The organism is Actinomadura kijaniata, assembly GCF_014138665.1.
GTDB lineage: Bacteria > Actinomycetota > Actinomycetes > Streptosporangiales > Streptosporangiaceae > Spirillospora > Spirillospora kijaniata.
This window is the reverse complement of record NZ_JACJIA010000006.1, coordinates 392,093-414,807: the sequence shown is the minus strand read 5'-3', so window position 1 is coordinate 414,807 and position 22,715 is coordinate 392,093. Positions and strand designations below refer to the sequence as shown.

The window sequence follows — 22,715 nt, the reverse complement described above, 5'->3', positions numbered from 1 at the left end:
GTGCGGTGGACGACCGTTGTGCGCGGTACCCGGCCGGGCGGCGGCGGTGTTGCCTCGCCGCGTGAGCCTCAGACGCTGCGTGAGTTCCCCTCGGATGTGACCCGATCCCAAGGTCTGGCTGTCTGAGTGCCCGGCGGGTTCTCGCAGCGACGGGTTTGGTGTGTCCGTCTCTCGGTTGTCCTGTGTCGTGGGCCGGTGGCTGGTGGGTGGATTCTCGGCTCCGTCCGATCGCTTCCGGCCGGTTGTTGGCCTCGTAGCTCAATGGCAGAGCACCGGCTTGTCGCGCCGGGTGTCGTGGGTTCGATTCCCACCGGGGTCGCTCGGGGCGCCGTGGCCGAGTGGTTCAGGCAGCGGTCCGCAAAACCGTGTACGCGGGTTCGAGTCCCGCCGGCGCTTCTTCTCCCCGTGGCCCAACGGACAGGGCACCGGTCTCCGAAGCCGGAGGTGCAGGTTCGATTCCTGCCGGGGAGACCACTTCCTTCCCCTTCCTTCCCCTCCCGCCGCCTTCTGGGGTGCCTCCCCAGGAGGCGGCGACGTTTGCGGGTGTGTGTCCGGGTATGGCCGCATATGGGTGCGTCACCGTGCGGCGTGCCCGGGAAGGGTGGGGCATGACCCGGTTCGGCTACTTCCTGGCCTGTGAGGAGCACGGGCCGCGCGCGCTGGTCCGGCAGGCGCAGCTGGCCGAACGCGCCGGATTCGACGCGTTGTGGATCTCTGACCACTACCACCCGTGGCTGGAGGAGCAGGGGGAGAGCCCGCTGGTGCGGGTGCATCCGGCGGTGGTCGCCCAGGCCGCCGCGACCTGCGCGGTGATGACCGAGGGCCGGTTCACCCTGGGCGTGGGATCGGGGGAGGCCCTCAACGAGCACGTCACCGACCCCCGCTGGCCGACGAACGGCTGGAGATGCTGGAGGAGGCGGTCACGGTGATCCGGCGGCTGCTGACCGGGGAACTGGTCACCCACCGGGGCACGCACTACCGCGTCGACACCGCGCGCCTGTTCACCCTGCCCGAGCGGCCCCCGCCGATCCCCATGTCGGGGCTGGGGGCCAAAGCGGCGCGGCTGGCGGGCCGGATCGCCGACGGCTACATCTGCACCGCCCCCGACACCGCGCTGCTGGAGGCGTCCCAGCAGGGCGGCGGCAAGGGAAAGCCCACCCAGGCGGGGGGGAAGGTGTGCTGGGCGCCGGACGCGGCGCGGGCGCGCGACACCGTGCGCCGGTTGTGGCCGAACATGTTCCTGCCCGGCGAGGCGGCCCAGCTGCTGCCCCAGCCGCGTCACTTCGCGCAGCTGGCCTCGCTGGTGGCCGACCAGATGGCCGAGCAGGACACCGCGTGCGGCCCCGATCCCGAGGCGCACGTGGCGGCGCTGCGCCCCTGCCTGGAGGCGGGGTTCGACGAGGTCTACACCAACCAGATCGGCCCTGACCAGGAGGGGTTCTTCGACTTCTACGCCGAGCGGGTGCTGCCGCGCCTGCGCGGCCCCCACCCCTGACCGACGACACGACAGCCGAACACGACAGCCGATATCGACAGGAGGCATGAGCCAGATGGAGACTCCCTCGGTTCCCGGGAGGGGATCGGACCGGATCAAGCAGGGCGCCGGGCAGATGACCGACCGCGCCGCGCAGACCACCCGCAGCGCCGCCGACACCGCCACCGGCGCCACCGGCGCCGCCACTGATGCCACCACCGGTGCCGCGTCCGCCGCGGGGCGGACCGCCGGTGCGGCCGGGCGGGGCGTGGAGAAGGGCGTGCGGGCCGGTGCCGGGACGGTCGCGGCGCTGCCCAAGCAGGCGATGCGGCTGACCAAGCTGCTGTCGCTGGCCAAGCTGCTGCGCGCCGCGCCCGCCGTCGCCGCCGCGGGTGTGGCGGTGGTGGTGGCGCGCCGGGTGCTGAAGCGGCGCTGACCGATCTGCGGCGCCGGCTGGCGCACTGGCGCTGATGAGCCGCCGGTCGGCTCGGGGAAGCAGCCCTGAGGCGTGGCCGGGTCGTGAGCGGCGCCGGCGGCTTTGGTGCCGTGGGGGCGCGGCCGGATTCACCTCCGGCCGCGCCCCCGCCGCGTTCACCTGGGGGAACGAGACGGTCCCGGGCGGGCGCCCGCGGGTTCGGATCGTGCGATGCCGATCACGATCGATGACCGTTTCGACTTGTCCCGTTTAGTGAGATCAGGGCGGGTACGTGTGGCCTTGGCAATGCCCCCCAGATGAGGAGTGATGACATGACTGGGCCGATCGCCCAGCAGACCTCGGGCACCAGTTACAGCCAGCAGCGCGGTACCTCCGGCAGCGGTCTGGCTGACGTGGTCGACCTGATCCTGGAGAAGGGTCTGGTCATCGACGTCTACGCCCGGGTCTCGCTGGTGGGTATCGAGATCCTGACGGTGGACGTGCGGATCGTGGTGGCCAGTGTGGACACCTACCTGCGGTTCGCCGAGGCGTGCAACCGGCTGGACATCGCGCACGACGGCACCTCCCAGGGCCTCCCGCAGATGATCAACACGATGCAGGAGTCGGGCGCCAAGAAGAAGACCAAGGGCGCGCTGGCCGGGGCGCAGGAGCGGATCAAGGAGACCTTCGGCGGCTCCGAGGAGGAAGAGGACGAGAAGGACAAGCAGCCCGCGCGCCGCCGTTCCAAGAAGGAGGAGGACGAGTGATGACCGGCCCCGAGACCCCTCAGGCGACCCGGCAGGGCCCCGTCGTGGCCGGGGACCAGGCCAGGGAGCAGGCCAGGGAGCAGGCCGGCCAGCAACAGGCCGGCCAGGAGCAACAGGTCCCCCAGTACGTGTACGGGGTGACCTCGGCCGAGGCGAAGCTGGCCGAGGACGTGGTGGGCCTGGACGACCAGCCGGTGTCGCTGGTGGTGCACGGCCGCTGCGCCGCGGTGGTCGGCGACCTGCCGCAGGGACGCCCCCTGGGCGAGCGCGCCGACCTGCTGGCGCACCAGCGGGTGCTGGACGCGCTGGTCCACGCCGGGACCGTGGTGCTGCCGTTCCGGTTCGGCGCGGCGCTGACCAGCCGTGACGCGGTCAAAAGCGAACTGCTGGAGACCAACGGCGAGCGGCTGGCCGAGGTGCTGGAGCAGCTGCAGGGCCGGGTGGAGCTGCGCGTGAAGGGCACCTACGTGCAGGAGAACGTGCTGCGCGAGCTGCTCACCGACGATCCGGAGATCGCCGAGCTGAACCAGCGGCTGCGGGAGATCCCCCCCGAGGCCGCCGACGCCGCCTACTACGACCGGGTCCGGCTGGGCGAGCTGATCGCCAACGCGATGCGCAACCGCCGCGACCACGACGGGCAGCAGATCCTGCAGGCCCTGGCCTCGCTGGCCGAGCGGACCGTCGCGCGCACCCCGGTGCGCGAGGAGGACGTGGTGGACGCCTCGTTCCTGGTGGACCAGGACCGCCGCGCCGAGTTCGAGCAGACGGTGGAGGCCATCGCCAAGGACGGCGCCGACCGGGTCCGGCTGCGCCTGATCGGGCCGCTGCCGCCCTATGACTTCGTGCCGGAAGGGGCCTGAGACAGGTGGGGCTGTTCAGCGGACTGGTGACGCTTCCGCTGGCGCCGGTGCGCGGGGTGATGTGGCTGGCCGAGGTGCTCAAGGAGCAGGCCGAGGCGCAGCTGTATGACCCGGGCCGGATCGCCGCCGAGATGCAACAGGTCGCCGACGACGTCGCCAACGGCGTGATCACCGAGGAGGAGGCGGCCGAGCGGGAAGAGGAACTCCTGGCCCGGCTGCGTGCCGGCAGCGCCCAGGGAGGCTGATGATGCTCTCGGCGTCGGACGCCGCCAAACGCGCCGTCCACTACGTCACCGAGATGACCGGCAAGCACGCCGAGTCGGTGGTGGGGGTGGAACGCACCGACGACGGCTGGCGCATCAGCGTCGAGGTCGTGGAAAGCCACCGCATCCCCGACTCGGCCGACATTCTCGCCTGCTACCAGGCCGAGATCGACGGCGACGGGGAACTGGTGTCCTACCGGCGCATCCGCCGCTATTCACGCGGACGAGTGGAAAGAGGATGAGGCACCCGTGAGCGAGATCTCCTGGGCCCAGGGTGGGGGTCCGGCGCGGCAGATGGGCGGCCCGCCCACCCAGGGCGGCGCCAACCTGGCCGATCTGCTGGAACGCATCCTGGACAAGGGCATCGTGATCGTCGGTGACATCCGGGTCAACCTGCTGGACATCGAGCTGCTCACCATCAAGCTGCGGCTTTTGGTGGCCTCGGTCGATCGCGCCAAGGAGATGGGCATCGACTGGTGGGAACACGACCCGGCGCTGTCGTCCAAAGCCCGCGCCGCCCAGAACGGCGTCGAGGGCGGCAGCGACGACGGGGACACCGAGCAGCTCCGCGAGGAGAACCGCATGCTGCGCGAACGCTTGGCCGCCCTGGAGTCCCGCGTGCTGAACACCCCCGACACCTCCGGCACCGTCCCGTCCGACACCGCCGCACCGGACGCCGCACCGGTCACCGAAACCGCACCCGCCGGTGAGGGCGACAGCCAGGGTGACAATGGAAGCGAACACGGCACCCGTGAGAGCGGTAAGGAGTGACGGCCGTGACCGACACACCCCTCACCTCTTCCGGCACCGGCACTGGGAACGCCGTCTACCTGTACGGGGTGGCGCGCGGCCTGGACCCCAAGGTGCTGGAGGGCGTCACCGGCGTGGGCGGAGCGCCGGTGCGCCCGGTGCGCGCCGGGGAGCTGACCGCGCTGGTGTCCACGGTGGACCAGGGCCAGTTCGGGGAGGAGGCGCTGCGCGTCAACCTGGAGGACCTGGCATTCCTGGAGGCCACCGCCCGGGCCCACCACCAGGTGGTGGACCTGGCCGCGCACGCCGCCCCGACCGCGCCGGTGCGGATCGCCACCCTGTACCGCGACGACGCGCGGATCGTGGAGGTCCTCACCCGGGGGCGGCAGCAGTTCACCCAGGTGCTGGACCGGGTCACCGGCCGTTCGGAGTGGGGCGTCAAGGCCTACGCCCACCCCGAGGCCTACGACGCCCCCGACGAGCAGCCCGACCAGCAGCCCGACCAGCCTGATCCGGCCGACCAGCTCGGTCGGCCGGATCAGGTCGCGGGGGCGGGTGAGGGGGCGCAGGGCGCGGGCACCGCGTACCTGATGCGGCGCCAGCGCCAGCGCCGCCAGCGCCAGGACGCCTCCCGCCGCATCGCCCAGCAGGCCGAGGCCATCCACGCCGAACTCGCCGACCACGCGGTCGCCACCCGCCACCACCCGGCCCAGGACCCGCGCCTGTCGGGCCGGGAGGGCACCCAGATCCTCAACACCGCCTACCTGCTGGACGATGAGCAGGTGGAGGGGTTCACCGCGGTCGCCCGCGCCATCGACCAGCGGTTGACCGGCATCACGGTGGAGGTCACCGGGCCCTGGCCGCCCTACTCGTTCATCGATACCGCCGAGACGACCCGGGCGGACGCCTGATGCCGGTCGACCTGGACATCGGCGAGCCGGCCCCGGCCGAACGGCTGGCACTGGTGGACCTGCTGGACCGGCTGCTGGCCGGGGGCGTGGTCATCACCGGCGACCTGGTCATCTCGATCGCCGATGTGGACCTGGTGCAGGTGTCGCTGCGCGCCCTGATCACCACGGTCCGCGCCGACCTCCAGCAGCCCTTCCAGCACCACGAGCAGTCCCAGCAGCAGGTCGTGCGGCCCTCGATGCGGCACGATCCCCAGGAGGATCCACGGTGACCCACCATCCCCACCGCCCCACCGAGCCGCCCCCCGAGCTGCCCACCGAACGACCCGGCGGGCAGCCGGACCAGCAGGCCGCCGAGCGGCCCGCCGCGTCGCGGGCGCCCGGACGGCCGCCGGCGGGGGAGCGCCCGGTCACCGGGCAGGTCGCCGTCCGCGACGCCGACACCACCGAGGCGTTCACCGACACCCTCACCGGCCGCGGCCTGGCCGACGCGCTGGAGGACGCGCTGCAGGAGGCGGTCAGCGCCGCCGAGCCGCTCCAGGCCCGCGCCGTCCGCGGCGTGCCCGCCTCCAGCGGAGTGATGCAGCGGCTGCGCTCCGACCCCGAAACGGTCGAACGCGACCTGGTGAAGCTGGTCCTGACCGTGGTCGAACTGATCCGCCAGCTCATGGAACGCCAGGCGCTGCGCCGCGTGGAGGACGGCAGCCTCACCCCCGAGCAGATCGAGAAGCTGGGGATCGCGCTGATGCGGCTGGAGGAGGCCATGGAACGCCTCAAAGACCACTTCGACCTCGACGACAGCGACCTCAACCTGGACCTGGGCCCCCTGGGACCGCTGCTACCCGAAGACTGACCCCACCAGCCCCCGCCACAACGGCACCCAGCCGGGCAGGAGATGCAACAGTTCGCAGAAGCGCCGCGCGTCGATGCGTTCCCAGCGTTCCCGCAACCGGGCGCACGGCGTCACGTGGGCGACCATGCCCCACCGTGCCCCACCGCCTGCAAACCGCGGTCGGGCCCCAAACGCGTCATCCCATTCGGGGCGAACCCCTTGCGCCAGAGCTCACCGCCTTGGGCCGCCCCACTCCCGACCGCCGTAGGCCCGGTGCTGTCCAAGGGGCGAAGACACGACGGTGTCGGGGACGGTGAGCCCGGCTTCGGCGAGGGCCCGGTGTTCGCGCCCCCGGCAGCTCGGCGGCTCGGCTCCGGACACCACGGCGCTTGTCTTTCTTCGTCCTGCCGACGCCAGAGCAACAAAGCCGCCGCTACCAGAGCAGGCCGAAGGACATCCACGCGCAGAGCAGCAGCACAAGCACCTCGGCGATCAGTGCGAGGGCCGTCTTGCAGATCACCGCAACCGCCCAGCTCACATGGACGGCCCGATAGGGCCGGGCCGGATCGTAGGTGACGAGGATGGTGGGTGCGCCCGACCCGCGATAGTACTGGTGGGGGACGCCGGCGGCGTCGTTGTAGTAGTACAGGTGGCCCGAACCACTGCGCCCGACTCGCTCGGCCTCCACGGTGACGCCGTGCCGGGCAAGGTACATCCGGAGGACCGTCTTCTCCACGGTCATGGCACACGTGCCCAGGCCGAGGAAGAGGCCGATGAACCCGGCGACCACGCCGATCACGCGCGCCCCATGGGTGACGCCGACCCAAACCGCGTAGCCGATACACGCAAGCAGAACGAGCGCGAGGACGGTGAGCCGGCCCCAGGGCACGCCTCCAGGGGCAGCAGCACCATGCCTGATGATCAGAGCGCTTCCGGCCGGGTCGCGTTGCTCAGGCAGGGCGTTGCTCAGGCAGGGCGTTGCTCAGGCAGGGCGTTGCTCAGGCAGGGCGTTGCTCAGGCAGGGCGTTGCCGAGTCGGGTGGCGAAAGCGGCGGTCGCCTCGGAGCTGACGCCCTCGATGGCGACCGCCGCTTTCGCCGTGGTGGCTCTCGCCGTCGGTGAGCACGATCTCCATGCCGCGGGCGTCGGATTCGGCGACGTGGACCTCCTCGATGGCCGCGAGGGGGACGACGAACCCTCCTGACGCGCGCGAGATCTGCAGCGCGCCGGTGCCGAGCGTGAGGTACACGCGGCGGCCGTTGAACCTATGGATGGAACCCATGCAGCCGATCATGGCGCAAGGGGATCCTGCCCTGCCCCGCCAGAGGTGCCGATCGCGTGACGATTTCCGTGGCGGCGGGCTCGCACGTCAGCCCTTTGACCTGTGACTTCACGGTGGCGGAAGCTCACTGAAGGGAAGGGCCGGGAGGTGGGGCCGGTCTTCACCGGCGCGGCGCCGGCCGGTCGCGTTGACAAGGGGGCGCGTCCGGCGGCGCGGCGTTGCTGCTGCTGGTCAGGAACGGTCGGCGCGGCGGATCGCCTCGGCGAGCTGCTCCTTGCTCATCTTGGAACGGCCCGGGATGTCCAGTTCCTGGGCCCGGCGGTACAGGTCCTGCTTGGCCATGCCGTTCAGGTCCCCACCGGTGTCCTTGCCGCCGGGTCCACCGGCCACCGCGTTCTTCTTGGCGGGGGTGCGGGTGGTCCCGGCCTGCTTGGCGGGAGGCTTGCGCACCGCCCGCGCGGCGGGCTTTTCGCTCTTCTCCGCCTTCTCAGCCTTCTCAGCCTTCTGAGGCTTCTGGTCCTTCTCCTGGTCCTTCTGGGGCTCTTCCGTCTTCTTTCCGGCAACCGAGCCCGTGGTTTTCTCCGGCGTCTTTGGGGCCGCCTTTTCGGTGGAACGGCCGACCGGCTCTGGAGCCGACTCAGCAGCCGCCTTGGGGCCTGGCTTGGGGGCCGACTTGTCGGTGGTGTCCGTGGCGGGTGCTTCGGCGGAAGTTTCGGCGGGAGCACCGGAAGAAGATTCGTCAGATTGTGCGGTGCGACGGCGCAGCCGGGTGGTGAGTTCGGCGGCACGGTCCCGCGTCTTGTCCCAGGCCGCGCGCGCCGTGCGGGGCACCGGCCGCAGGGCCGCAGGCAGGTTCCGCAGAACCGGCATATCGATCGCTCCCTTCCCAAAACCACTGACAGATGACGCGGCTTTACCCCTTGCAGGAACGTTTATGCCACCTCACGCGGCGCCCCGCCCGCAACACCGCCGGGCACCGCCTTGCCCTTTTTGGGGCCAGCGGGCCTCAGGCGGTGAGCAGTTCGGCCTCCCACAGGTCCCGGTAGGGGCCGGGACGGGCGCACAGCTCGTCGTGGTGGCCGCGTTGCACGATCTGGCCGCCGTCCATCACCACCACCTCATCGGCATGCCGCAGCGCCGCCAGCCGGTGGGTGACCAGCAGCAGCGTTCCGCCGCCGGGCGCCGACAGCAGGTCGGTCACCATCTCGTCGGCGCAGGCGACGTCCAGGGCCTCCACGGGTTCGTCCAGCAGCAGCACCGGCGGGTCGGACAGCAGGGCCCGCGCCAGCAGCAGCCGTTGCCGCTGCCCGCCCGACAGGCCCACCCCGCCCGCGCCGACCACGGTGTCCCAGCCCTCGGGCAGCGCCTGCACCACCTCGGTCAGCCGGGCCCGGCGCGCCGCGGCCACCAGCTGGGCGTCGGTGGCGTCGGGGCGGGCCAGCAGCAGGTTGGCGCGCAGGGTTCCGGCGAACACGTGCGCGTCCTGGGTCAGGCCCCGCACCGCCGCCCGCAGGTCCGCGGGGGCGTAGGCGTCCAGGGAATGGTCGGCCAGCCGTACCGTTCCCGAGGTGGGGGCCAGGTGGCCCGCCGCGGCCGCCAGCAGGGTGCTCTTGCCCGCGCCGCTGGCGCCCACGATCGCGACGCGGCGGCCGCGTTCGATCCGCAGGTCCACCCGCCGCAGCGCCGCGGTGCCATCGGGGTGCACCACGCTCACGCCCAGCAGCTCGACCGCCAGCGGTCCCGGCGGCACCGGCCGCGGCCGTGCCGGGGACGGCGACGGGGGAGCGGTGAGCAGGTCGATGACGCGCCGGTAGGAGGGCCACACCTCCCGCAGCCGTTGCGCGGCGGCCGCCACCGGCAGCACCGCCTCCACCGCCACCAACGCGGTCAGCGCCGCCACCGCCACCCGCACCTGATCGCCCCCGGCGCCGATCGCCGCCCATGCGGCCGCCAGGGCGGTCATCCCCTGCACCACGACCCCGGCGGCGGCCACCGCGCCGGTCAGGCGCGCCATCGACCGTTCGGCCCGCTCCAGGTCGGCCGCCGCCACGTCCGCCGCGGCCACGAACCGGCCGGTCGCCCCGAACATCGCCAGGTCGGCCGCGCCCTCCACCACATCCAGGCCCCGCACCGCCAGCACCTGCCGCGCCGTCGCCGCCCGCGCGGCGGCACGTCCGCCGCACACCGCCGCCACCAGCGGCAGCACCAGCCCCGCCACCAGCACCCCGGCCGCCACCACCAACGCCGCACGGGGGGAGGCCCACGCCGTCACCACCACCCCCGTCGCCGCGCACACCGCCGCCGCGACGCTCGGCAGCAGGCACCGCAACAGCAGGTCCTGGACCGCCTCGACGTCGGCGACCAGCCGCGTCAACGCCTCCCCGTCCCGCAACCGCCCGCCAGCGCGTTCCCTGCCCGCTCCAGAGGAGGCGGGCGAGGTGGGCGAGGCGGCCAGCGCGTCGAACACCCGCCCCCGCAGCTCCGCCAGCGCCCGCAACGCCACATCGTGCCCGGCCAGCCGCTCCACATACCGCAGCCCGCCCTTGCCCAGGGCGAACCCCCGCACCGCCACGATCGCCAACGACAGCGCCGCCATCGTCGGCTGCTGCGCCGCCCGCGCGATCAGCCAGGCCGCCGCCGCGACCAGCCCCAGCCCGCACACCTCGGCGGCCGTCCCCGCCACCGCCGCCAGCACCAGCCGCCCCGTGTACGGGCGCACCGCACCCCACATCCCGGCGCTCACGCCGCGACCCCCTCACCACTGTGCACGCGCCCCTGACGCAGCCGCACCACCCGGTCGGCCACCCCCAGCAACGCCGGACGGTGCGCCACCAGCAGCGCCGTGCGCCCGGCCAGCAGCCGCCCGGCGGCCTCCACCAGCGCCCGTTCACTGCCCAAATCCAGCCGCGCGGTCGGCTCGTCCCACAACATCACCGGCGCATCCGTCAGCCACGCCCGCGCGACCGCCACCCGCTGCCGCTGCCCGGCCGACAGGCCCGCGCCCCCCTCACCCAGCACCGTGTCGTACCCGTCGGGCAGCGCGGCGATGAACTCCTCGGCCACCGCCGCCCGCGCCGCGCGCCGCACCCGCCGCGGGTCGGCGCCGGGCGCGCCCAGGGCGATGTTGTCGGCGACCGAGGCGGCGAACAGGTGCGGATGCTGGGGCACCCACCCCAGCCGTGCCCGCCACGCCGCCACCTGCTGAGCGTCACTGGTGTCCAGTTCCACCCCATCCACCAGCACCCGGCCCGCGCTCGGCGCGACCAGCCCCGCCACCACCAGCAGCAACGTCGACTTGCCCGCCCCCGACGGCCCGGCCACCGCCACCCGTTCACCGGGCGCGATCCGCAACGACACCCGGTGCAGCGCCGCCCGCTCCCGGCCCGGATAGCGCACCGTGACGTCCTCCACCACGATCTCCGGCGCCCGGTCGGCCACCCGCACCCGCTCGGCGGCCGGAACAGACGGCGAGGCCGACAGCGAGGCAGTCGAGGAGGCGGACGGTGGGGCGGACGGTGGGGCGGGGGAGTCCAGGACCCCGAACGCCGCCCGCGCCGCCGCCACCCCCTCGGCGCTGGCGTGGAACCGCGTCCCCAGCGCCCGCAACGGCAGATACACCTCCGGCGTCAACACCAGCACCAGCAACCCCGTGGCCAGCGCCATCGACCCGTTCAACAGCCGCAGCCCCACCGGCACCGCCACCAGCGCCACCGACAACGCGCACACCAGCTCCAACACCAGCGACGACAGGAACGCCACCCGCAGCGCCGCCACCGTCGCCCGCCGATGCTCACCCGCCAGCCGCCGCACCACCTGCGACTGGTGCCCGGTACGGCCGTAGGCGCGCAGCGTGCCCAGCCCCGCCACGACGTCGCGGAAATGCCCGCCCAGCCGTTCCAGCAGCCCCCACTGCCGTCCCGTCAACGCCGCCGTGCGCATCCCCACCAGCGCCCCGAACACCGGCACCAGCGGCACCGTCACCGCCACCACCAGCGCCGAGGGCCAGTCGGCGACCGCCAGCCGCCCCCACACCACCACCGGCACCACCACCACGGTCACCAACTGCGGCACATACCCCGCCAAGTACGCATCCAGGGCGTCCAGGCCGCGCGTCAGCAACGTCACCCGCGCCCCACCCGACTGGCCGCCGTCCTCCTCGCACAGCGGCCGCGCCACCAACGCCTCCCGCAACCCCCGCTTCACCGAGGCCGCCGCGGCACCGGCCACCCGCGCCGCGACCCACCCCAGCACCGCACGCCCGGCCACCGCCCCCGCCAGCCACGGCAACGGCCACACCACCAGCCCCGCCACCGCCCGCACCAGCAACTCGGCCTGCACCACCACCAGCACGGCCTGCGCCGCCGCCAGCCCACCCAACACCACCAGCACCCGCCGCGGCACCGCCGCCAGCAGCCGCCGCTCCACACCCCTCACCGCACACCCCTCACCGCCGCGCTCCCGACCCCACCCGTCTCGCCCTGCCCGCCCCGGCCGGTCACAGATAGGAGGGGGAGTACACCCGCCCCCGGAACGTCCACCACACCAACGCCTGCGCCCCCAGCAACGCCGGCAACAACACCACCGTCGTACCCGCCGTCACCGTCAACGCCGACGCCGAGGCCCGCACGTGCTCCCACGGAACCCCCAACCCCGCCAGCACCGCCACCGCCACCAGCACCACGCCCGTCACCGCGTACCGGCCCGGCCACCGCCGCGCCCGCTCCAGCGGCGCCCCCGACAACCGCCACCGCGCGAACCCCGCCCCATGCAGCGCGAACAGCGCCGCCAACGGCAACCCCGCCACCGTCCCGGCGTTCATCCCCGACACCGGCTCACCGGCCGCCGCCACCAGCAGCGTCCCCAGCACCGACGCCCACGCCAACGCCAGCCCCCAGCTACCGACCACGATCGCTCCGTCACAACCGGCACGCCAGGCCGCCGCCTCCACCCGGCCCCGCAGCCACAACCCCATGTCACGCACCACCCACGCCAGCACCAGACCCGACACCACCGGGAACAGCCCCTCCAGCAACCGGTGCTCCAACCCCGGAAACGCCCCGGCGACCACCCCGACCGCCGACACCAACCACACCTCGTTGCCCAGGAAGAACGGAGCGATCCCCGCGATCACCAACCGCCGCTCCCGCGCATCACGCCCCAGCACCGGCAGCAACATTCCCACCCCGATGTCGGCACCGGCCAGCACCAGGTACCCGGCGACGAACACCGCCAGGACCACCACCGCAACGATCTCCATCAATCCGCTCCCTCATCCGATCCGGGCCCCACGCCCACCACCCCGCCACCCAAACGTCGGCGCCATCAGAACGTCGGCGTCAACGCCGGAGCCGACCCAGCCACCGGACCGGCCGGGGGAGCGGCCCCCAACTGCACCCCCTGCGGCCCCCGCCGCGCGAACCGCGCCAGCAGCCAGCCGTTCACCACCGTCAGCACCGCCATCAGCACCGTGAACACCACGAACGACGCGATGATCCACCCCGGATCCACCTTCGACAGCGCATCCTCGGTCTTCAGCACCCCGTACACCATCCACGGCTGCCGCCCCACCTCGCGGAACACCCAGCCCGCCAGCATCGCCACATACGGCAGCGGCACCGCCACCAGCAGCACCACATGAAAGACCCGGCCACGCACCAGCCACCGCCCAAACGGCAGCTTCACCAGCCCCGCCACCGCCACCAGCGTCATCAGCAGCCAGGCCGCCATCATCACGACCTCACCCACCGTCGCCAGCCCCGGCGGCAGGTAGTCACCCGGCCCGAACCGCTGCACGAACCCGGCCTGCTCGGCCAACCCCCGCTCGGTCGCCCCACCCTTGGTCGGCTGCAGATAGGCGAACTGCATCCCCCCGAACACCACCACCGGGAAGACCGACGCCACCACCGCCACCAGCCCGACCCGCACCGAACGCCGGAAGAACTCCACCTCCGCCGTCCGCCGCAGCAGATGGAACGCGCTCACCCCGGCCATGAAGAACCCGGCCGTCAGCAACCCCCCGAACAGCACATGCCCGAACGCCAGCACCGCCGGCGGGTTGCCCAGCAACGCCCCCACATCCACCAGCCGCGCCGACCCGCCCTCCATCACATGACCGACCGGCCGCTGCAACCACCCGTTGGCCACCAGGATGAAGTACGCCGACGCGTACGCCGTCAACGTCACCACCCAGATCAACCCCAGGTGCACCCACCGGTTCAACCGGTCCCACCCGAAGATCCACAACCCCAGGAACGTCGACTCGATGAAGAACGCCGCGATCGTCTCCATCGCCAGCGGCGCCCCGAACACCTCACCCACCAGCGACGACATCCCGCCCCAGTTCAACCCGAACTGAAACTCCATCACCAGCCCGGTGACGATCCCCACCGCGTAGTTGATGACATACAACTGCCCCCAGAACCGCACCATCCGCGCCCGCACCACGGCCGCCCCGCCCCGCGCCAACGTCGCCCGCGTCTGCATCAACGCCACCAGCGTCGCCAACCCCAACGTCAGCGCCACGAACAGGAAATGCGTCCCCGCCGTCAACGCGAACTGCACCCGCGCCAACATCAGCGGATCGAAGTCCATCGGCCACCCCACCACATCGGTCGATCACACAGGTCGGTCAACGTCCCCGATCCTGACCCGCCACCCCCCACCAGCGAATCCAGCGCGAGCAGACACCCGCCCTACACCTTTCGCGCACCCCCCACCCCCGCGCCTACATCCCGAGATGTACGCCGCCCGAAGAAGCACCCCCAAGCACCCGACACAGGACTCCGAGCAGAGGAGAAGCGGCAGGCACCCCGAAGCCACGTTCAAGGAGCGCAAGCACGCGCGGCAGCCCGACCGACCGTTCCAGAGCCACGAGACAACGCCTTCCCATCGGGGGAGAGCGCGTTGAACAAACCCGGCGCCGGCGACCTGGTCCTAAAGCCCGTCACCGTAGAGGGCAATGCACCACACGGTCACCGGGCCATCCGCACGACCCGGCCATCAGCGCGAGGACCTGCCACCTCGCCGTCTCGTCGCGCCCCTCGCCTCGGACTCCCCACCATGACCCGGTGAACGTCCCACAGCTTCCGGCCGAGACCCGGCGGCGCTGCACCGCCAAGATCCGTCGCCCCCAGCGCTCCACGCGAACCCGGCTGACACCGCACACCTGGCTCGACCAGGAACCCACCTCTGCTACCGGTCGCAGTGGACGTGACCTCGCTGGCGGACCCGGACTGCCTGACACGGCGGGTCGAGACCTGACACGGCACCCGGGATGTGGTCGCCGCTGGACTCGCGCCCCGCACGCCGCGCATCCCAGCACAGACAAGGACAGGCAGGACGGAACGGGGGATACCGCCACAAGCCTGCGCGCGGCCGGGCGGTGCCATCCCGCCGCTTGTGACCGCCGCATTCGGAAAGACGCAGGGGAGAGGGACGCAACCCCAGCCGGGCACAGGCCCGGCCGAGAAGCCGCACAGGAGAGACGAGGTGAACCCCGCACCCGCCCGCCCGACTACAGAGAGTGAAATATCCGTTTATATCTGCAGGTGAGGGAGCCGGTAGGGGAGAGGCGCCATGGAAGTACCCGGGCGCGCATCAGTTCGATGCCCTACGGCCCAGTGACTTGCGCATCGCGTGGATCACGCCGAACTCCGCGTCCCGCGCCCCGAGATCCACATAACCCAGCCGCACATAGAACCGCCGGGCCGTGACGCTCGCGTTCAGCTCCACCCATGCGTGACCACCCGCCGCGACCTCGTGCTCCACGCACTCCATGAGCAACCGCCCGACGCCGCGACCATGGACATCGGGATCCACGAACAACGAGCACACCTCGTTGCCTTCCAGCGAGACCGTGCCCACCACCCGCACGCCCTCCGATCCCCCCAGTGACGCCACGAAGATCTGCCGCCGGGCGGTCGAGTCCAGGAAGCGTTCAGCGGTGTTGCGCGCGCACAGGGCCTCGACGATCTCGGTCGGGTAGTCGAGGGCGTTCACCTCGAGCAGGCAACGCCGAGCGATCCCGGCCACGGCGGGGGCGTCGTCGGGGTGGAAGGGGCGGATCTGGAGGTCGCTCACGCCGCCCATGATGTCCGATATGCCATCGCGGGCCCTCTGGCGCTTCGCAGGACCTCCGAAGACTTCTACTTAACATAATGTACATTATCAACCATCTAGAAGATCACCAGAAGGAGGGGTGAAGCGGACATCCCTCCAGCTCGACAACACCCACAACCGCACCCGCGCGCTCGAGCCGCCCCGGCGCGCGCGACCGGCTCAGCGACGCAACGGCTCCAACGCCCGCATGTACTCGACCAGACGCACACCGACCTCCAGCGCCGCATCGGTGTCGTCCAACTCCGGATCAAGCCACAGTTCCGAGATCCGCCGCCACGAACCCCGCCCCAGAAACGCCCCGACGACCGCGTCCTCGCCGAGCTCACCCCGCCACGCCGCCTCCCGCGCACGCAGCCGCTCCACCGCCGCCTCGTTGTCGGCCTCGGCCCGGTGCTCGGCATGGAACCCGATCTCCAGCGCCGACGAGCGCGCCTCGGTGACGATGTCGGCGCTGATGAGCTGCGCCTCGTAGTGTTCGCGCGGCGGCTCGGGATCGCCGAACCATGCCTTGACGCCCGCCCGGTGGATGCGTAGGTGCAGGTCCCCCAGGTCGCGTGGGGCCGATCCCCTGACGACCTCGCCGACCTGATCGAACAGCTCCCAGTCCGCCATCTCGCTTGCGCCTCCGTGTGCCTTGGTGGGGTGATCCTAGGCGGGATGTCGGACAGTGGATCTTTCGATGGCTCCAAAGTGGGGCGAAAGGTGCCAAACCAGACAGAAGGTGGATTCTGTCTGGTTTGGTATTCGCCGTGCTTTTGGGTGGTTCCGCTGGCCTGACGGCCTGATCGCCGACCTGAGGGCGCCGAGGTCGCCTGGGGTGCGCGCGGCGACGGTGGACGCGACGAGGTGGGCGCAGTGAAGCGCACTGGTCGGTCAACGGGAGGATGCGGACTCCTCCCCCGGACAGAGGGCGCTTCCACCTGCTGAATGATGCGTGAAGTCACATGAAAGTCACAGACTGTCATGACTTGCAGGGCTCGGGCACTCGACGACCTGGAAGGCCGGTTCCGTCTCGAACGCTGATCGCGTCGCTGGTCGACCGTGCCTGAGCATCCCGCCGCCCGGGGCTGGTCGGCGGCCGAGGAGAGGCGTGGCGAAGTCGTGGTGTCCATGGCGAATCACAGTGCCGATCCTGGAGTCGAGTTCGACAGGGTCTTCTGTCTGCTGTTGCCCCGTCTGTATCGCCGGGCGGTGTTGCTGGTCGGCAGGGATGCGGCTGAGGACGTCGTCCATGAGGTGTATCTGAAGCTGCGTCGCCGGGCGCGGCGGTTGGTCGTCCATCCGGCGCCCTATGCCTACTGCTTTGCCGCGATGGTCAGTGTGGTGCGAGATCAGTGGCGGCGTGATCGCCGTCAGGTGTTGGTGCCGTTGTCCGTCGACCGTGTCCAGGAGGGTGACACTCTGAGTGTTCGTGAAGCCGAGCTGGAGGTCGTGCGTCTGCTGTCGGGGCTGACGGTCAAGCAGGCCGCCGCGGTGCTGCTGGTGGATCTGGACGGGTACACCGTCGATGAGGCGGCCGTTGTGCTCTGTGTCCATCGCGGTACGGTCGCACGGTCGAGGGCGCGGGCGCTTTCCCGTCTTCGGGACGCGTTGGCGGCTGAATGAGCGTGAGGAACGCGCATGGGCGAGGATGGCGGCGAGGAGCGGCGGCTGCGGGAGGTGCTGCGCCGCGCGGACTCTGCCATCCCCTTGCCGGACGGTCTGTGGGAACGGGTGGCGCGCCCGGTTCCATGCTCGCCCGTTCGTTCTGCCGGGCCCAAGCCTGCCGTGCGTTGGTGGTTGGCGTGGGGCGGGTTGGTGCTGGCCGGGGTGGTGGTCGGGGTCGCGGTACGTCGTCGCCGCGCCGATGTGACTCAGGTCACGTCGAGGAGAGTCATACGCGGCGCCCCCTGAACTCGTGTGTGGGGTGTCGGTGCTCACGGGGGCATCCGACACCGACACCACCCACAGGAGTTCACATGAACACCAGCACGATCAAGATTCTCGGGGTCGCGACCCTGGGGGCCGGGGCGCTGCTCGTCACCGGCGGGATCGGCGCCGCTTCCGCGGTGGCGCCCGCCGACCGGGCCGCGGCCGCCACCCCCAATCCCTCGGCCACGCCGGCGGGCGGGACGGTGGTCCTCCAGGGCGGCCAGTCCCTGCCCGGGATGAAGTCGCTGGCCTCCCAGGGCCAGGCCAAGCGTCTGGCTCTCAAGGGCTATATCGCCGACAGCATCTGGCGCAACAACGTGGCGTGGGGTGCCAACGTCCGGGTCACCTCAGGCAGCTATGGCGCCTACACCACCTGCAGCAACGGCAGAACCCACCGTGGGCCCAGGCAGGGACCGGGTTACTGGATCTTCGGTGGCAACTGCCACGGGATGGGGACCCTGGTCGACTTCGGTGTCTACGGAAGCGGCTGAGTGGCATGATCCCAGCGGCCCCCGCCCGTGCGGCGGGGGCCGCTCCGCGTGCCCGCCGCTGCATCCGCTCACGTGGAACGTTGATGGCCGGTGGTGCGGTGATCTGCTGGTGGGGCAAGTCGGGGTCAGCTCAGGTCAGGGCGGGCACGCGGTCACGGGTGTCGGGGTGGGCGGTGTGCGGGGACGGCTGGATGGCACCGTTCCTGGCCGGGCGGTCGTCGGCCAGCGACGGCCGGACGCCCAGGTCGGTGGTGATCTGGCGGACCGGCACCGGCCGCTGTACCGGCGGGCGACCATCTGGCCGGTGCCGGTCCCTTTGGGCGCCCGGGTCTGGTCGATCGGAGCGCGGTAAAGGCGGGGCAGTGTGCAGGGGCCGGGATCGGTGCCGTTGCTGCGTGTCGTCGAGGTCTGGTCGACGACCGTTTGGCTGGCGTGGCCGCGTTGGGTTCGCCGCTCCCCTGGCGGTCGGTCGTGGCCGCTCGAATCTGTCGCCGGTGATGGGTAACGTCCGGCGCGTGCGTCCCACTGATGTCCAGCGTCTGACCGTGACCGAGGCTGCCGATCGCTATGTCGAGATCGTGCGTGCCAAGACCGCGACCGGGGCCCTGTCCCCCGGTACGGCGGAGGTGTATGTGCGTGATGTGTTGACGTTCGCGGAGCTGGCGGGCGGTGAGCGGGTCCTGGATGACCTGACGGGTGAGGACGTGGACGAGGTGTTGCTCAAGTTCGCGCACAAGCCTGACGGTCGGCGTGGTCGTGCCGGTGGTCGCGCCGATGCCGCCGGTGGTGAGGCGGGGGCTGCCGCGCCCCGGCAGAGTTCCTGGTCGCAGGCGCGGTTTCGGCGGTCGGTGTCGGCGTTTTTCCGGCATGCGGCGGTGGCGGGGTGGGTGCAGTTGAACCCGATGCGTGCGGCGACGTTGCAGCCTCGGCAGCGGGGTGGGTTGCGGGCGGAGCGGCGGGCGTTGACGACCGAGCAGGCCGAGGGGTTGTTGGGGGCGGCGCGGCAGATGGTGGTGGTGCCGGCTGAGGAGGGCAAGCGGTCGGATCAGCGGACCGAGCTGCGTGATGGGTTGGTCGTGTTGTTGTTGGCGGCGGTGGGGCCGCGGGTGTCGGAGTTGACGCGGTCGAATGTGGAGGACTTCTTCGTCAACGCCGGGACGCGGTATTGGCGGATCTTCGGTAAGGGTGGGCGGACGCGGGATGTGCCTCTCCCCCGTCCGGTGGCTGAGATGTTGGACGCCTATCTGGAGCAGGGGCGGCCGTTGCTGGATCGGGGGCGTGAGCCCAAGGCGTTGTTGTTGTCGTGGCGGGGGCGGCGGTTGGCGCGGCAGGACGTGCAGGCGGTGATCGATCGGGTGTTGGCGCGGGTGGATCCGGAGCGGCGGCGCAGTGTGACGCCGCATGGGTTGCGGCATACGACGGCGACGCATCTGCTGGCGGCGGCGACGGACATGGATGCGGTGCGGCGGGTGCTGGGGCATTCGGATCTGTCGACGTTGGGGCGGTATCGAGATGAGCTGCCGGGTGAGTTGGAGGCGGCGATGCGGGTGCATCCGCTGCTGGGTGCGGTGGCGCGGGAGGCCGAGCGAAACGGTGAGCGAGATGGTGAGCGGGAGGCGGGCGGGTAGTCGGCTGGTCCCCTCCCCTCCCCCGGGGCCTCAGATCCAGCCGAGGGTGGAGGGCTGGGGGTAGCCGCCGTGGTGGAGGCCCCAGGCGATCAGGATCAGCAGGGCGGGGGCGAACGCGGTCAGCCACAGGCGGCCCAGGTGGGCGCGGGTGGTCCAGCCGTGGACGGTGAGGGCGGCGGCGACGGCCAGGCCGAGGGGGGCGGTGCCGCCTTCGAGGGTGTTGGTGGCCCAGGTGAGTCCGGCGGCCAGGGCCAGGGCGTGACCGAGGAGGTGTCGGGCGGTGCCGTGTGGGGGTGGCTGGCGGGTGAAGGCGGTGGTGAGGGTGGCCAGCAGGAGGGCCGCGCCGGTGTACCAGAGGTAGTGGCCTGCGGGTTCGTCCCACAGGTGGGCGGTGGGGCCGGGGGCGGTGTTGTGGATGGAGTTGGCGGCCAGGTGGATGCCGTGGCCTTCGGTGTAGGTGAGGGCGGCGATCAGGTAGAGGGCCCAGACGCGGCGGGTGGGGCGGGTGGCGTGGAGGGCCAGGGCGGCGGGCGGCAGGACGGCGTAGGGGGTGAGCAGGTCGATCCAGTCGGCCCAGCGGGTGGGGCCGATGGTGCCGAGTGCGGCGGTGGCGACGCCGGTGTGGTGGGTGATGGCGTAGGCGGTGGCGGTGAGGGCGAGCCAGCGCAGGTGGCCGGTGGGTGGCGGGGTGGTCGGGGGCATCGGGTGCCTCTCGGGTGAGGTTGCCTTGGCGTGGTGGGGTGCGGGTCTCCCCCGCCGCCGGTGCGCTGGTCGGGTCGGTGGGATGAGGCCCCTGGCGGCTGGGGGCGGCGGCGTCTGGTGTGGTTATACCGGGTGGGCCGGGCCTTGAACGGGTGGTGGCCGCCAAGGGCCGCGCTGATGGGTTCGTTCTGGTGGGGTTCGTTCTGGGAGCGTGACGTGTGCTGGCTGCCGGAAAGGTTCGCCTGGTGGGTGTGCGTGCGGGTGTTCAGCGGCGGTTGAAGACGCGGGCCGCGCCGGCGGCGATGGTGGTGGCCAGGACCCAGCCCGCCGCGACGAACGCATAGGACAGCCACTGCAGGGCTCCGGCGGGGTTGAAGGCGCGTTCCTGTCCGAGGTTGATGAGCGGGATCATCAGGTCGAGTGTGTAGATGACGGGGTTGAAGTGGGGTGCCTCGTCGGCCTTGAGGGGTGCGGGTGGGTGCAGGCCGTAGACGAGGCTGCCGATGGTCAGCAGGACGGTCAGCCACAGGAAGGCGCGCCAGGGTTGGTAGCCGTATCCGGTGGTGGTGTCCTGGAGTTTGCCCCACAGGCGGATGAGGGGGGTTTCGCCGTCGAGCCGGTGGCGTTCTTTGGCGTGCAGGACGTGGCGGGCGTCGGCGTGCAGGCCGAGGGCGGTGTAGTTGGCGGCGAGTTGTTCGTAGGGCTGTGACTCAAAGCCGTGGTGGTCGCCGTTGAGCCAGGTGAGGCGTTGTTTGGCGGGTAGGCGGGGTTCCAGTGCCTGGTAGGTGAGGCCGTTGGCGTCCAGGGAGGTCGGCCAGTGCTGGGGGTCGTCGTGCAGTACGCCGATGCGGGCGTGGGCCAGCACGACTGTGCCGTCGATGGGGGCGGCGGGCAGCAGTGACAGTTGGGCGGTGGTCAGTCCGTAGGCGTGCAGTGCGGTGCCCTGGGGGGCCGACAGGCGTAGTCCGGTGAGGTCCAGGTGCTGTCCGACGCGGGTGCCGTGGAGGTGGAGTTGTCCTTCGGCGAGCAGGTCGTGGGCGATGAGGTCGGCGCCGATCTCGGTGCCGGGGGCGTGGAGTGCGGTGCCGTGGGGGTGGTGGAGTTCGGCCTCTGGGAGCAGCAGCCGGGTGTTGATGCGGGTGGCGCGGAGCATGACCTGGCCGTGTGCGCGTAGTCGGCGCAGGGAGACCAGGCCGAGTTCGGCGTGGTCGATGGCCAGGGAGCGGGGGCCGTCGGGGTTGTGGAGGTGGGCGTGGTCCAGGTCGACCTGTCCTGCGACCCGGGTGTTACGCATGCTGACCTCGCCCGCGGTGACGTGCAGGTTCTGGCCGCTGATGCTGGTGCAGGCCGCCGAGTCCAGGTCCAGGGCCTTGCCGGTGGGGTGGTGCAGGCGGGCGTTGTCGAAGGTGAGGTTGCCGCTGATCTGGGCGCCGATCAGGCGGACGCCGCCGTCGGCGTGGAAGCCGTGCCAGCAGAAGACGCCGCCGCCGACGGTCATGCCGCCGGCGTTGAGGGTGTCGTGGCCGGGGGCGCTGAGGCGGGCGTTGTCGAAGGAGACGCCGCTGCCGATGTGGGCGTTGCGGAGCAGGACGGCGCCGGTGATGTGGGTGTTGGCGGCGCGCAGGTGTCCGTCGATCGTGGCGGCGTCGCCTTGGAGGGCGGCCGGCTGGCCGGGGTTGCTGAGGTGGGCGCCGGTCAGGACGAGGTCGCCGGTGATGTGGCCGCCGCGCACGCTGAACTCGCCGTTGACCGTGATCCCGGCGGCGTTCAGGGTGCCTTGGAGGTCGATGGTGTGCGCGCGCACGTGGCCGGCCGTGGTGTCGGCCAGCCGGACCTCGCTTTCCAGCCGGGCGTGGTCGAGGCGCAGGTCGCGGTCGATGGTCGAGCCCTGCAGGGACAGCAGTCCGGTGGCCCGTAGCCGCGGGGCCTTGAACGCCGGCAGGCGGCTGTCGGTGATGCGCAGGGTGCGCACGGTGGCCTCGGCGAGGCTGACGGGGTGTTCGAAGACGCAGTCGCCGCAGTCCAGCATGGTGTCGAAGGCGGTGCCGTCCAGGTCGAGGCGTCCGGTGACGCGGGCTCCGCGCAGCCGGACGCCCGGGTAGCGGCCGGGGGTGGGTTCGGCCGCGCCGAGCAGCAGCAGGGCGATGACCTGGGCGCGGATGGTCGCGCCGTCGGGGAACGTGACGATCTGGCCGCTGGGGTAGGCGTCCCACAGGCGGCGTTCGGCGTCGGTCAGTTCGTGTCGTTCCATCCATGATCAGACGCGGCGCGGCCTCGGGTGGTTCGGGGGTGGTTCGGGGGGATCGTGAGGGGCT

The 22,715-nt window shown here is 71.8% G+C and carries 25 protein-coding genes, 3 tRNA genes and 1 pseudogene; 16 read left to right on the top strand and 13 right to left on the bottom strand.

The features are described from left to right. Positions 1–247: 247 nt before the first annotated feature. The 13 genes and pseudogenes from HNR61_RS24730 to HNR61_RS48170 all read left to right on the top strand — a co-directional run bounded on the left by HNR61_RS24730 (position 248) and on the right by HNR61_RS48170 (position 6,290). Positions 248–319: transfer RNA gene (locus tag HNR61_RS24730), tRNA-Asp, on the top strand. A gap of 5 nt (positions 320–324) precedes the next feature. Beyond that, positions 325–396: transfer RNA gene (locus HNR61_RS24725), tRNA-Cys, on the top strand. 3 nt (positions 397–399) lie between these two features. Continuing rightward, a tRNA-Arg gene (locus tag HNR61_RS24720) sits at positions 400–474 on the top strand. 134 nt (positions 475–608) lie between these two features. After that, a pseudogene (locus HNR61_RS24715) lies at positions 609–1,495 on the top strand (TIGR03557 family F420-dependent LLM class oxidoreductase). Between the two features lie 46 nt (positions 1,496–1,541). Further along, the gene (locus HNR61_RS24710) at positions 1,542–1,910 is read left to right on the top strand and encodes a hypothetical protein (protein ID WP_182845538.1); all 369 of its coding nucleotides are present in this window, start codon (positions 1,542–1,544) and stop codon (positions 1,908–1,910) included. Between the two features lie 311 nt (positions 1,911–2,221). Further along, the gene (gene gvpJ, locus HNR61_RS24705) at positions 2,222–2,656 is read left to right on the top strand and encodes a gas vesicle protein GvpJ (protein ID WP_182845537.1); all 435 of its coding nucleotides are present in this window, start codon (positions 2,222–2,224) and stop codon (positions 2,654–2,656) included. Then, positions 2,656–3,516 (top strand): GvpL/GvpF family gas vesicle protein, encoded by an 861-nt coding sequence (locus HNR61_RS24700; protein ID WP_182845536.1) that lies wholly within the window; start codon positions 2,656–2,658, stop codon positions 3,514–3,516. The genes gvpJ and HNR61_RS24700 overlap by 1 nt, the downstream gene beginning before the upstream one ends. Before the next feature lie 5 nt (positions 3,517–3,521). After that, entirely contained in the window at positions 3,522–3,761 is a 240-nt protein-coding gene (locus tag HNR61_RS24695) for a gas vesicle protein GvpG (RefSeq protein ID WP_182845535.1), read from the top strand. A 2-nt stretch (positions 3,762–3,763) separates the two neighbouring features. After that, on the top strand, positions 3,764–4,021 hold the full coding sequence (gene gvpO / locus HNR61_RS24690) for a gas vesicle protein GvpO (protein WP_182845534.1): 258 nt from the start codon (positions 3,764–3,766) through the stop codon (positions 4,019–4,021). A 7-nt stretch (positions 4,022–4,028) separates the two neighbouring features. Further along, positions 4,029–4,550, top strand: a complete 522-nt coding sequence (locus HNR61_RS24685; RefSeq protein WP_425544480.1) for a gas vesicle protein — start codon at positions 4,029–4,031, stop codon at positions 4,548–4,550. A 5-nt stretch (positions 4,551–4,555) separates the two neighbouring features. Further along, positions 4,556–5,440 (top strand): GvpL/GvpF family gas vesicle protein, encoded by an 885-nt coding sequence (locus HNR61_RS24680; protein WP_182845533.1) that lies wholly within the window; start codon positions 4,556–4,558, stop codon positions 5,438–5,440. After that, positions 5,440–5,709: a gas vesicle protein gene (locus HNR61_RS24675; protein ID WP_182845532.1), complete on the top strand. Its 270-nt coding sequence runs from the start codon at positions 5,440–5,442 to the stop codon at positions 5,707–5,709. The genes HNR61_RS24680 and HNR61_RS24675 overlap by 1 nt, the downstream gene beginning before the upstream one ends. After that, positions 5,706–6,290 carry a gas vesicle protein K gene (locus HNR61_RS48170; protein WP_312898079.1) on the top strand — a complete coding sequence of 195 codons (585 nt, stop codon included), beginning with the start codon at positions 5,706–5,708 and terminating at the stop codon, positions 6,288–6,290. Before HNR61_RS24675 ends, HNR61_RS48170 begins: the two co-directional genes overlap by 4 nt. On the opposite strand, the gene HNR61_RS24665 is transcribed toward HNR61_RS48170, so the two are convergent. The 10 genes from HNR61_RS24665 to HNR61_RS24620 form a co-directional block, all read right to left on the bottom strand. Next, positions 6,276–6,416, bottom strand: a complete 141-nt coding sequence (locus HNR61_RS24665) for a hypothetical protein (protein WP_182845531.1) — start codon at positions 6,414–6,416, stop codon at positions 6,276–6,278. The two genes, HNR61_RS48170 and HNR61_RS24665, sit on opposite strands and share 15 nt — an antisense overlap. A 286-nt stretch (positions 6,417–6,702) precedes the next feature. Next, positions 6,703–7,158 (bottom strand): hypothetical protein, encoded by a 456-nt coding sequence (locus HNR61_RS24660; protein ID WP_182845530.1) that lies wholly within the window; start codon positions 7,156–7,158, stop codon positions 6,703–6,705. 125 nt (positions 7,159–7,283) lie between these two features. Beyond that, on the bottom strand, positions 7,284–7,550 hold the full coding sequence (locus HNR61_RS24655; RefSeq protein WP_182845529.1) for a hypothetical protein: 267 nt from the start codon (positions 7,548–7,550) through the stop codon (positions 7,284–7,286). 231 nt (positions 7,551–7,781) lie between these two features. Beyond that, on the bottom strand, positions 7,782–8,420 hold the full coding sequence (locus HNR61_RS24650) for a Rho termination factor N-terminal domain-containing protein (protein WP_182845528.1): 639 nt from the start codon (positions 8,418–8,420) through the stop codon (positions 7,782–7,784). A gap of 136 nt (positions 8,421–8,556) precedes the next feature. Next, complete coding sequence (gene cydC / locus HNR61_RS24645) at positions 8,557–10,293, bottom strand: thiol reductant ABC exporter subunit CydC (protein WP_312898078.1); 1,737 nt, start codon at positions 10,291–10,293, stop codon at positions 8,557–8,559. Beyond that, positions 10,290–11,984: a thiol reductant ABC exporter subunit CydD gene (cydD, locus tag HNR61_RS24640; protein WP_182845527.1), complete on the bottom strand. Its 1,695-nt coding sequence runs from the start codon at positions 11,982–11,984 to the stop codon at positions 10,290–10,292. Before cydD ends, cydC begins: the two co-directional genes overlap by 4 nt. A gap of 61 nt (positions 11,985–12,045) precedes the next feature. After that, the gene (locus tag HNR61_RS24635; RefSeq protein ID WP_182845526.1) at positions 12,046–12,807 is read right to left on the bottom strand and encodes a cytochrome d ubiquinol oxidase subunit II; all 762 of its coding nucleotides are present in this window, start codon (positions 12,805–12,807) and stop codon (positions 12,046–12,048) included. Between the two features lie 65 nt (positions 12,808–12,872). Continuing rightward, positions 12,873–14,141, bottom strand: coding sequence for a cytochrome ubiquinol oxidase subunit I (locus HNR61_RS24630; protein WP_182845525.1), 1,269 nt, complete (start codon positions 14,139–14,141; stop codon positions 12,873–12,875). Between the two features lie 1,005 nt (positions 14,142–15,146). Next, on the bottom strand, positions 15,147–15,629 hold the full coding sequence (locus tag HNR61_RS24625) for a GNAT family N-acetyltransferase (RefSeq protein ID WP_182845524.1): 483 nt from the start codon (positions 15,627–15,629) through the stop codon (positions 15,147–15,149). 198 nt (positions 15,630–15,827) lie between these two features. Then, on the bottom strand, positions 15,828–16,280 hold the full coding sequence (locus HNR61_RS24620) for a hypothetical protein (protein WP_182845523.1): 453 nt from the start codon (positions 16,278–16,280) through the stop codon (positions 15,828–15,830). A gap of 429 nt (positions 16,281–16,709) precedes the next feature. On the opposite strand from HNR61_RS24620, the gene HNR61_RS50080 reads away from it, so the two are divergent. Beyond that, entirely contained in the window at positions 16,710–17,273 is a 564-nt protein-coding gene (locus HNR61_RS50080; RefSeq protein WP_220509731.1) for an RNA polymerase sigma factor, read from the top strand. A 353-nt stretch (positions 17,274–17,626) separates the two neighbouring features. Beyond that, positions 17,627–18,070 carry a hypothetical protein gene (locus HNR61_RS24610; protein WP_182845522.1) on the top strand — a complete coding sequence of 148 codons (444 nt, stop codon included), beginning with the start codon at positions 17,627–17,629 and terminating at the stop codon, positions 18,068–18,070. A gap of 130 nt (positions 18,071–18,200) precedes the next feature. Here the strand turns inward: HNR61_RS24610 and HNR61_RS24605 are convergent, their stop codons facing one another. Continuing rightward, positions 18,201–18,341 (bottom strand): hypothetical protein, encoded by a 141-nt coding sequence (locus HNR61_RS24605; protein ID WP_182845521.1) that lies wholly within the window; start codon positions 18,339–18,341, stop codon positions 18,201–18,203. Positions 18,342–18,615: 274 nt separating this feature from the next. Here HNR61_RS24605 and HNR61_RS24600 point away from each other — a divergent pair, with 274 nt between their 5' ends. Further along, entirely contained in the window at positions 18,616–19,698 is a 1,083-nt protein-coding gene (locus HNR61_RS24600; protein WP_312898077.1) for a tyrosine-type recombinase/integrase, read from the top strand. 30 nt (positions 19,699–19,728) lie between these two features. On the opposite strand, the gene HNR61_RS24595 is transcribed toward HNR61_RS24600, so the two are convergent. Both HNR61_RS24595 and HNR61_RS24590 read right to left on the bottom strand, forming a co-directional pair. Then, on the bottom strand, positions 19,729–20,400 hold the full coding sequence (locus HNR61_RS24595; protein WP_182845519.1) for a hypothetical protein: 672 nt from the start codon (positions 20,398–20,400) through the stop codon (positions 19,729–19,731). A 265-nt stretch (positions 20,401–20,665) separates the two neighbouring features. Further along, complete coding sequence (locus HNR61_RS24590; RefSeq protein ID WP_182845518.1) at positions 20,666–22,651, bottom strand: hypothetical protein; 1,986 nt, start codon at positions 22,649–22,651, stop codon at positions 20,666–20,668. Positions 22,652–22,715 lie beyond the last annotated feature (64 nt).

What these genes read in the sequence shown, in the direction of transcription:
- HNR61_RS24710 (WP_182845538.1), top strand. Translation starts at nt 1,542, where the DNA reads ATGAGCCAGATGGAGACTCCCTCGGTTCCCGGGAGGGGATCGGACCGG.
- gvpJ (WP_182845537.1), top strand. Translation starts at nt 2,222, where the DNA reads ATGACTGGGCCGATCGCCCAGCAGACCTCGGGCACCAGTTACAGCCAG.
- HNR61_RS24700 (WP_182845536.1), top strand. Translation starts at nt 2,656, where the DNA reads ATGACCGGCCCCGAGACCCCTCAGGCGACCCGGCAGGGCCCCGTCGTG.
- gvpO (WP_182845534.1), top strand. Translation starts at nt 3,764, where the DNA reads ATGCTCTCGGCGTCGGACGCCGCCAAACGCGCCGTCCACTACGTCACC.
- HNR61_RS24675 (WP_182845532.1), top strand. Translation starts at nt 5,440, where the DNA reads ATGCCGGTCGACCTGGACATCGGCGAGCCGGCCCCGGCCGAACGGCTG.
- HNR61_RS24665 (WP_182845531.1), bottom strand. Translation starts at nt 6,416, where the DNA reads ATGGTCGCCCACGTGACGCCGTGCGCCCGGTTGCGGGAACGCTGGGAA.
- HNR61_RS24655 (WP_182845529.1), bottom strand. Translation starts at nt 7,550, where the DNA reads ATGGGTTCCATCCATAGGTTCAACGGCCGCCGCGTGTACCTCACGCTC.
- HNR61_RS24650 (WP_182845528.1), bottom strand. Translation starts at nt 8,420, where the DNA reads ATGCCGGTTCTGCGGAACCTGCCTGCGGCCCTGCGGCCGGTGCCCCGC.
- HNR61_RS24635 (WP_182845526.1), bottom strand. Translation starts at nt 12,807, where the DNA reads ATGGAGATCGTTGCGGTGGTGGTCCTGGCGGTGTTCGTCGCCGGGTAC.
- HNR61_RS24630 (WP_182845525.1), bottom strand. Translation starts at nt 14,141, where the DNA reads ATGGACTTCGATCCGCTGATGTTGGCGCGGGTGCAGTTCGCGTTGACG.
- HNR61_RS24620 (WP_182845523.1), bottom strand. Translation starts at nt 16,280, where the DNA reads ATGGCGGACTGGGAGCTGTTCGATCAGGTCGGCGAGGTCGTCAGGGGA.
- HNR61_RS24610 (WP_182845522.1), top strand. Translation starts at nt 17,627, where the DNA reads ATGAACACCAGCACGATCAAGATTCTCGGGGTCGCGACCCTGGGGGCC.
- HNR61_RS24595 (WP_182845519.1), bottom strand. Translation starts at nt 20,400, where the DNA reads ATGCCCCCGACCACCCCGCCACCCACCGGCCACCTGCGCTGGCTCGCC.
- HNR61_RS24590 (WP_182845518.1), bottom strand. Translation starts at nt 22,651, where the DNA reads ATGGAACGACACGAACTGACCGACGCCGAACGCCGCCTGTGGGACGCC.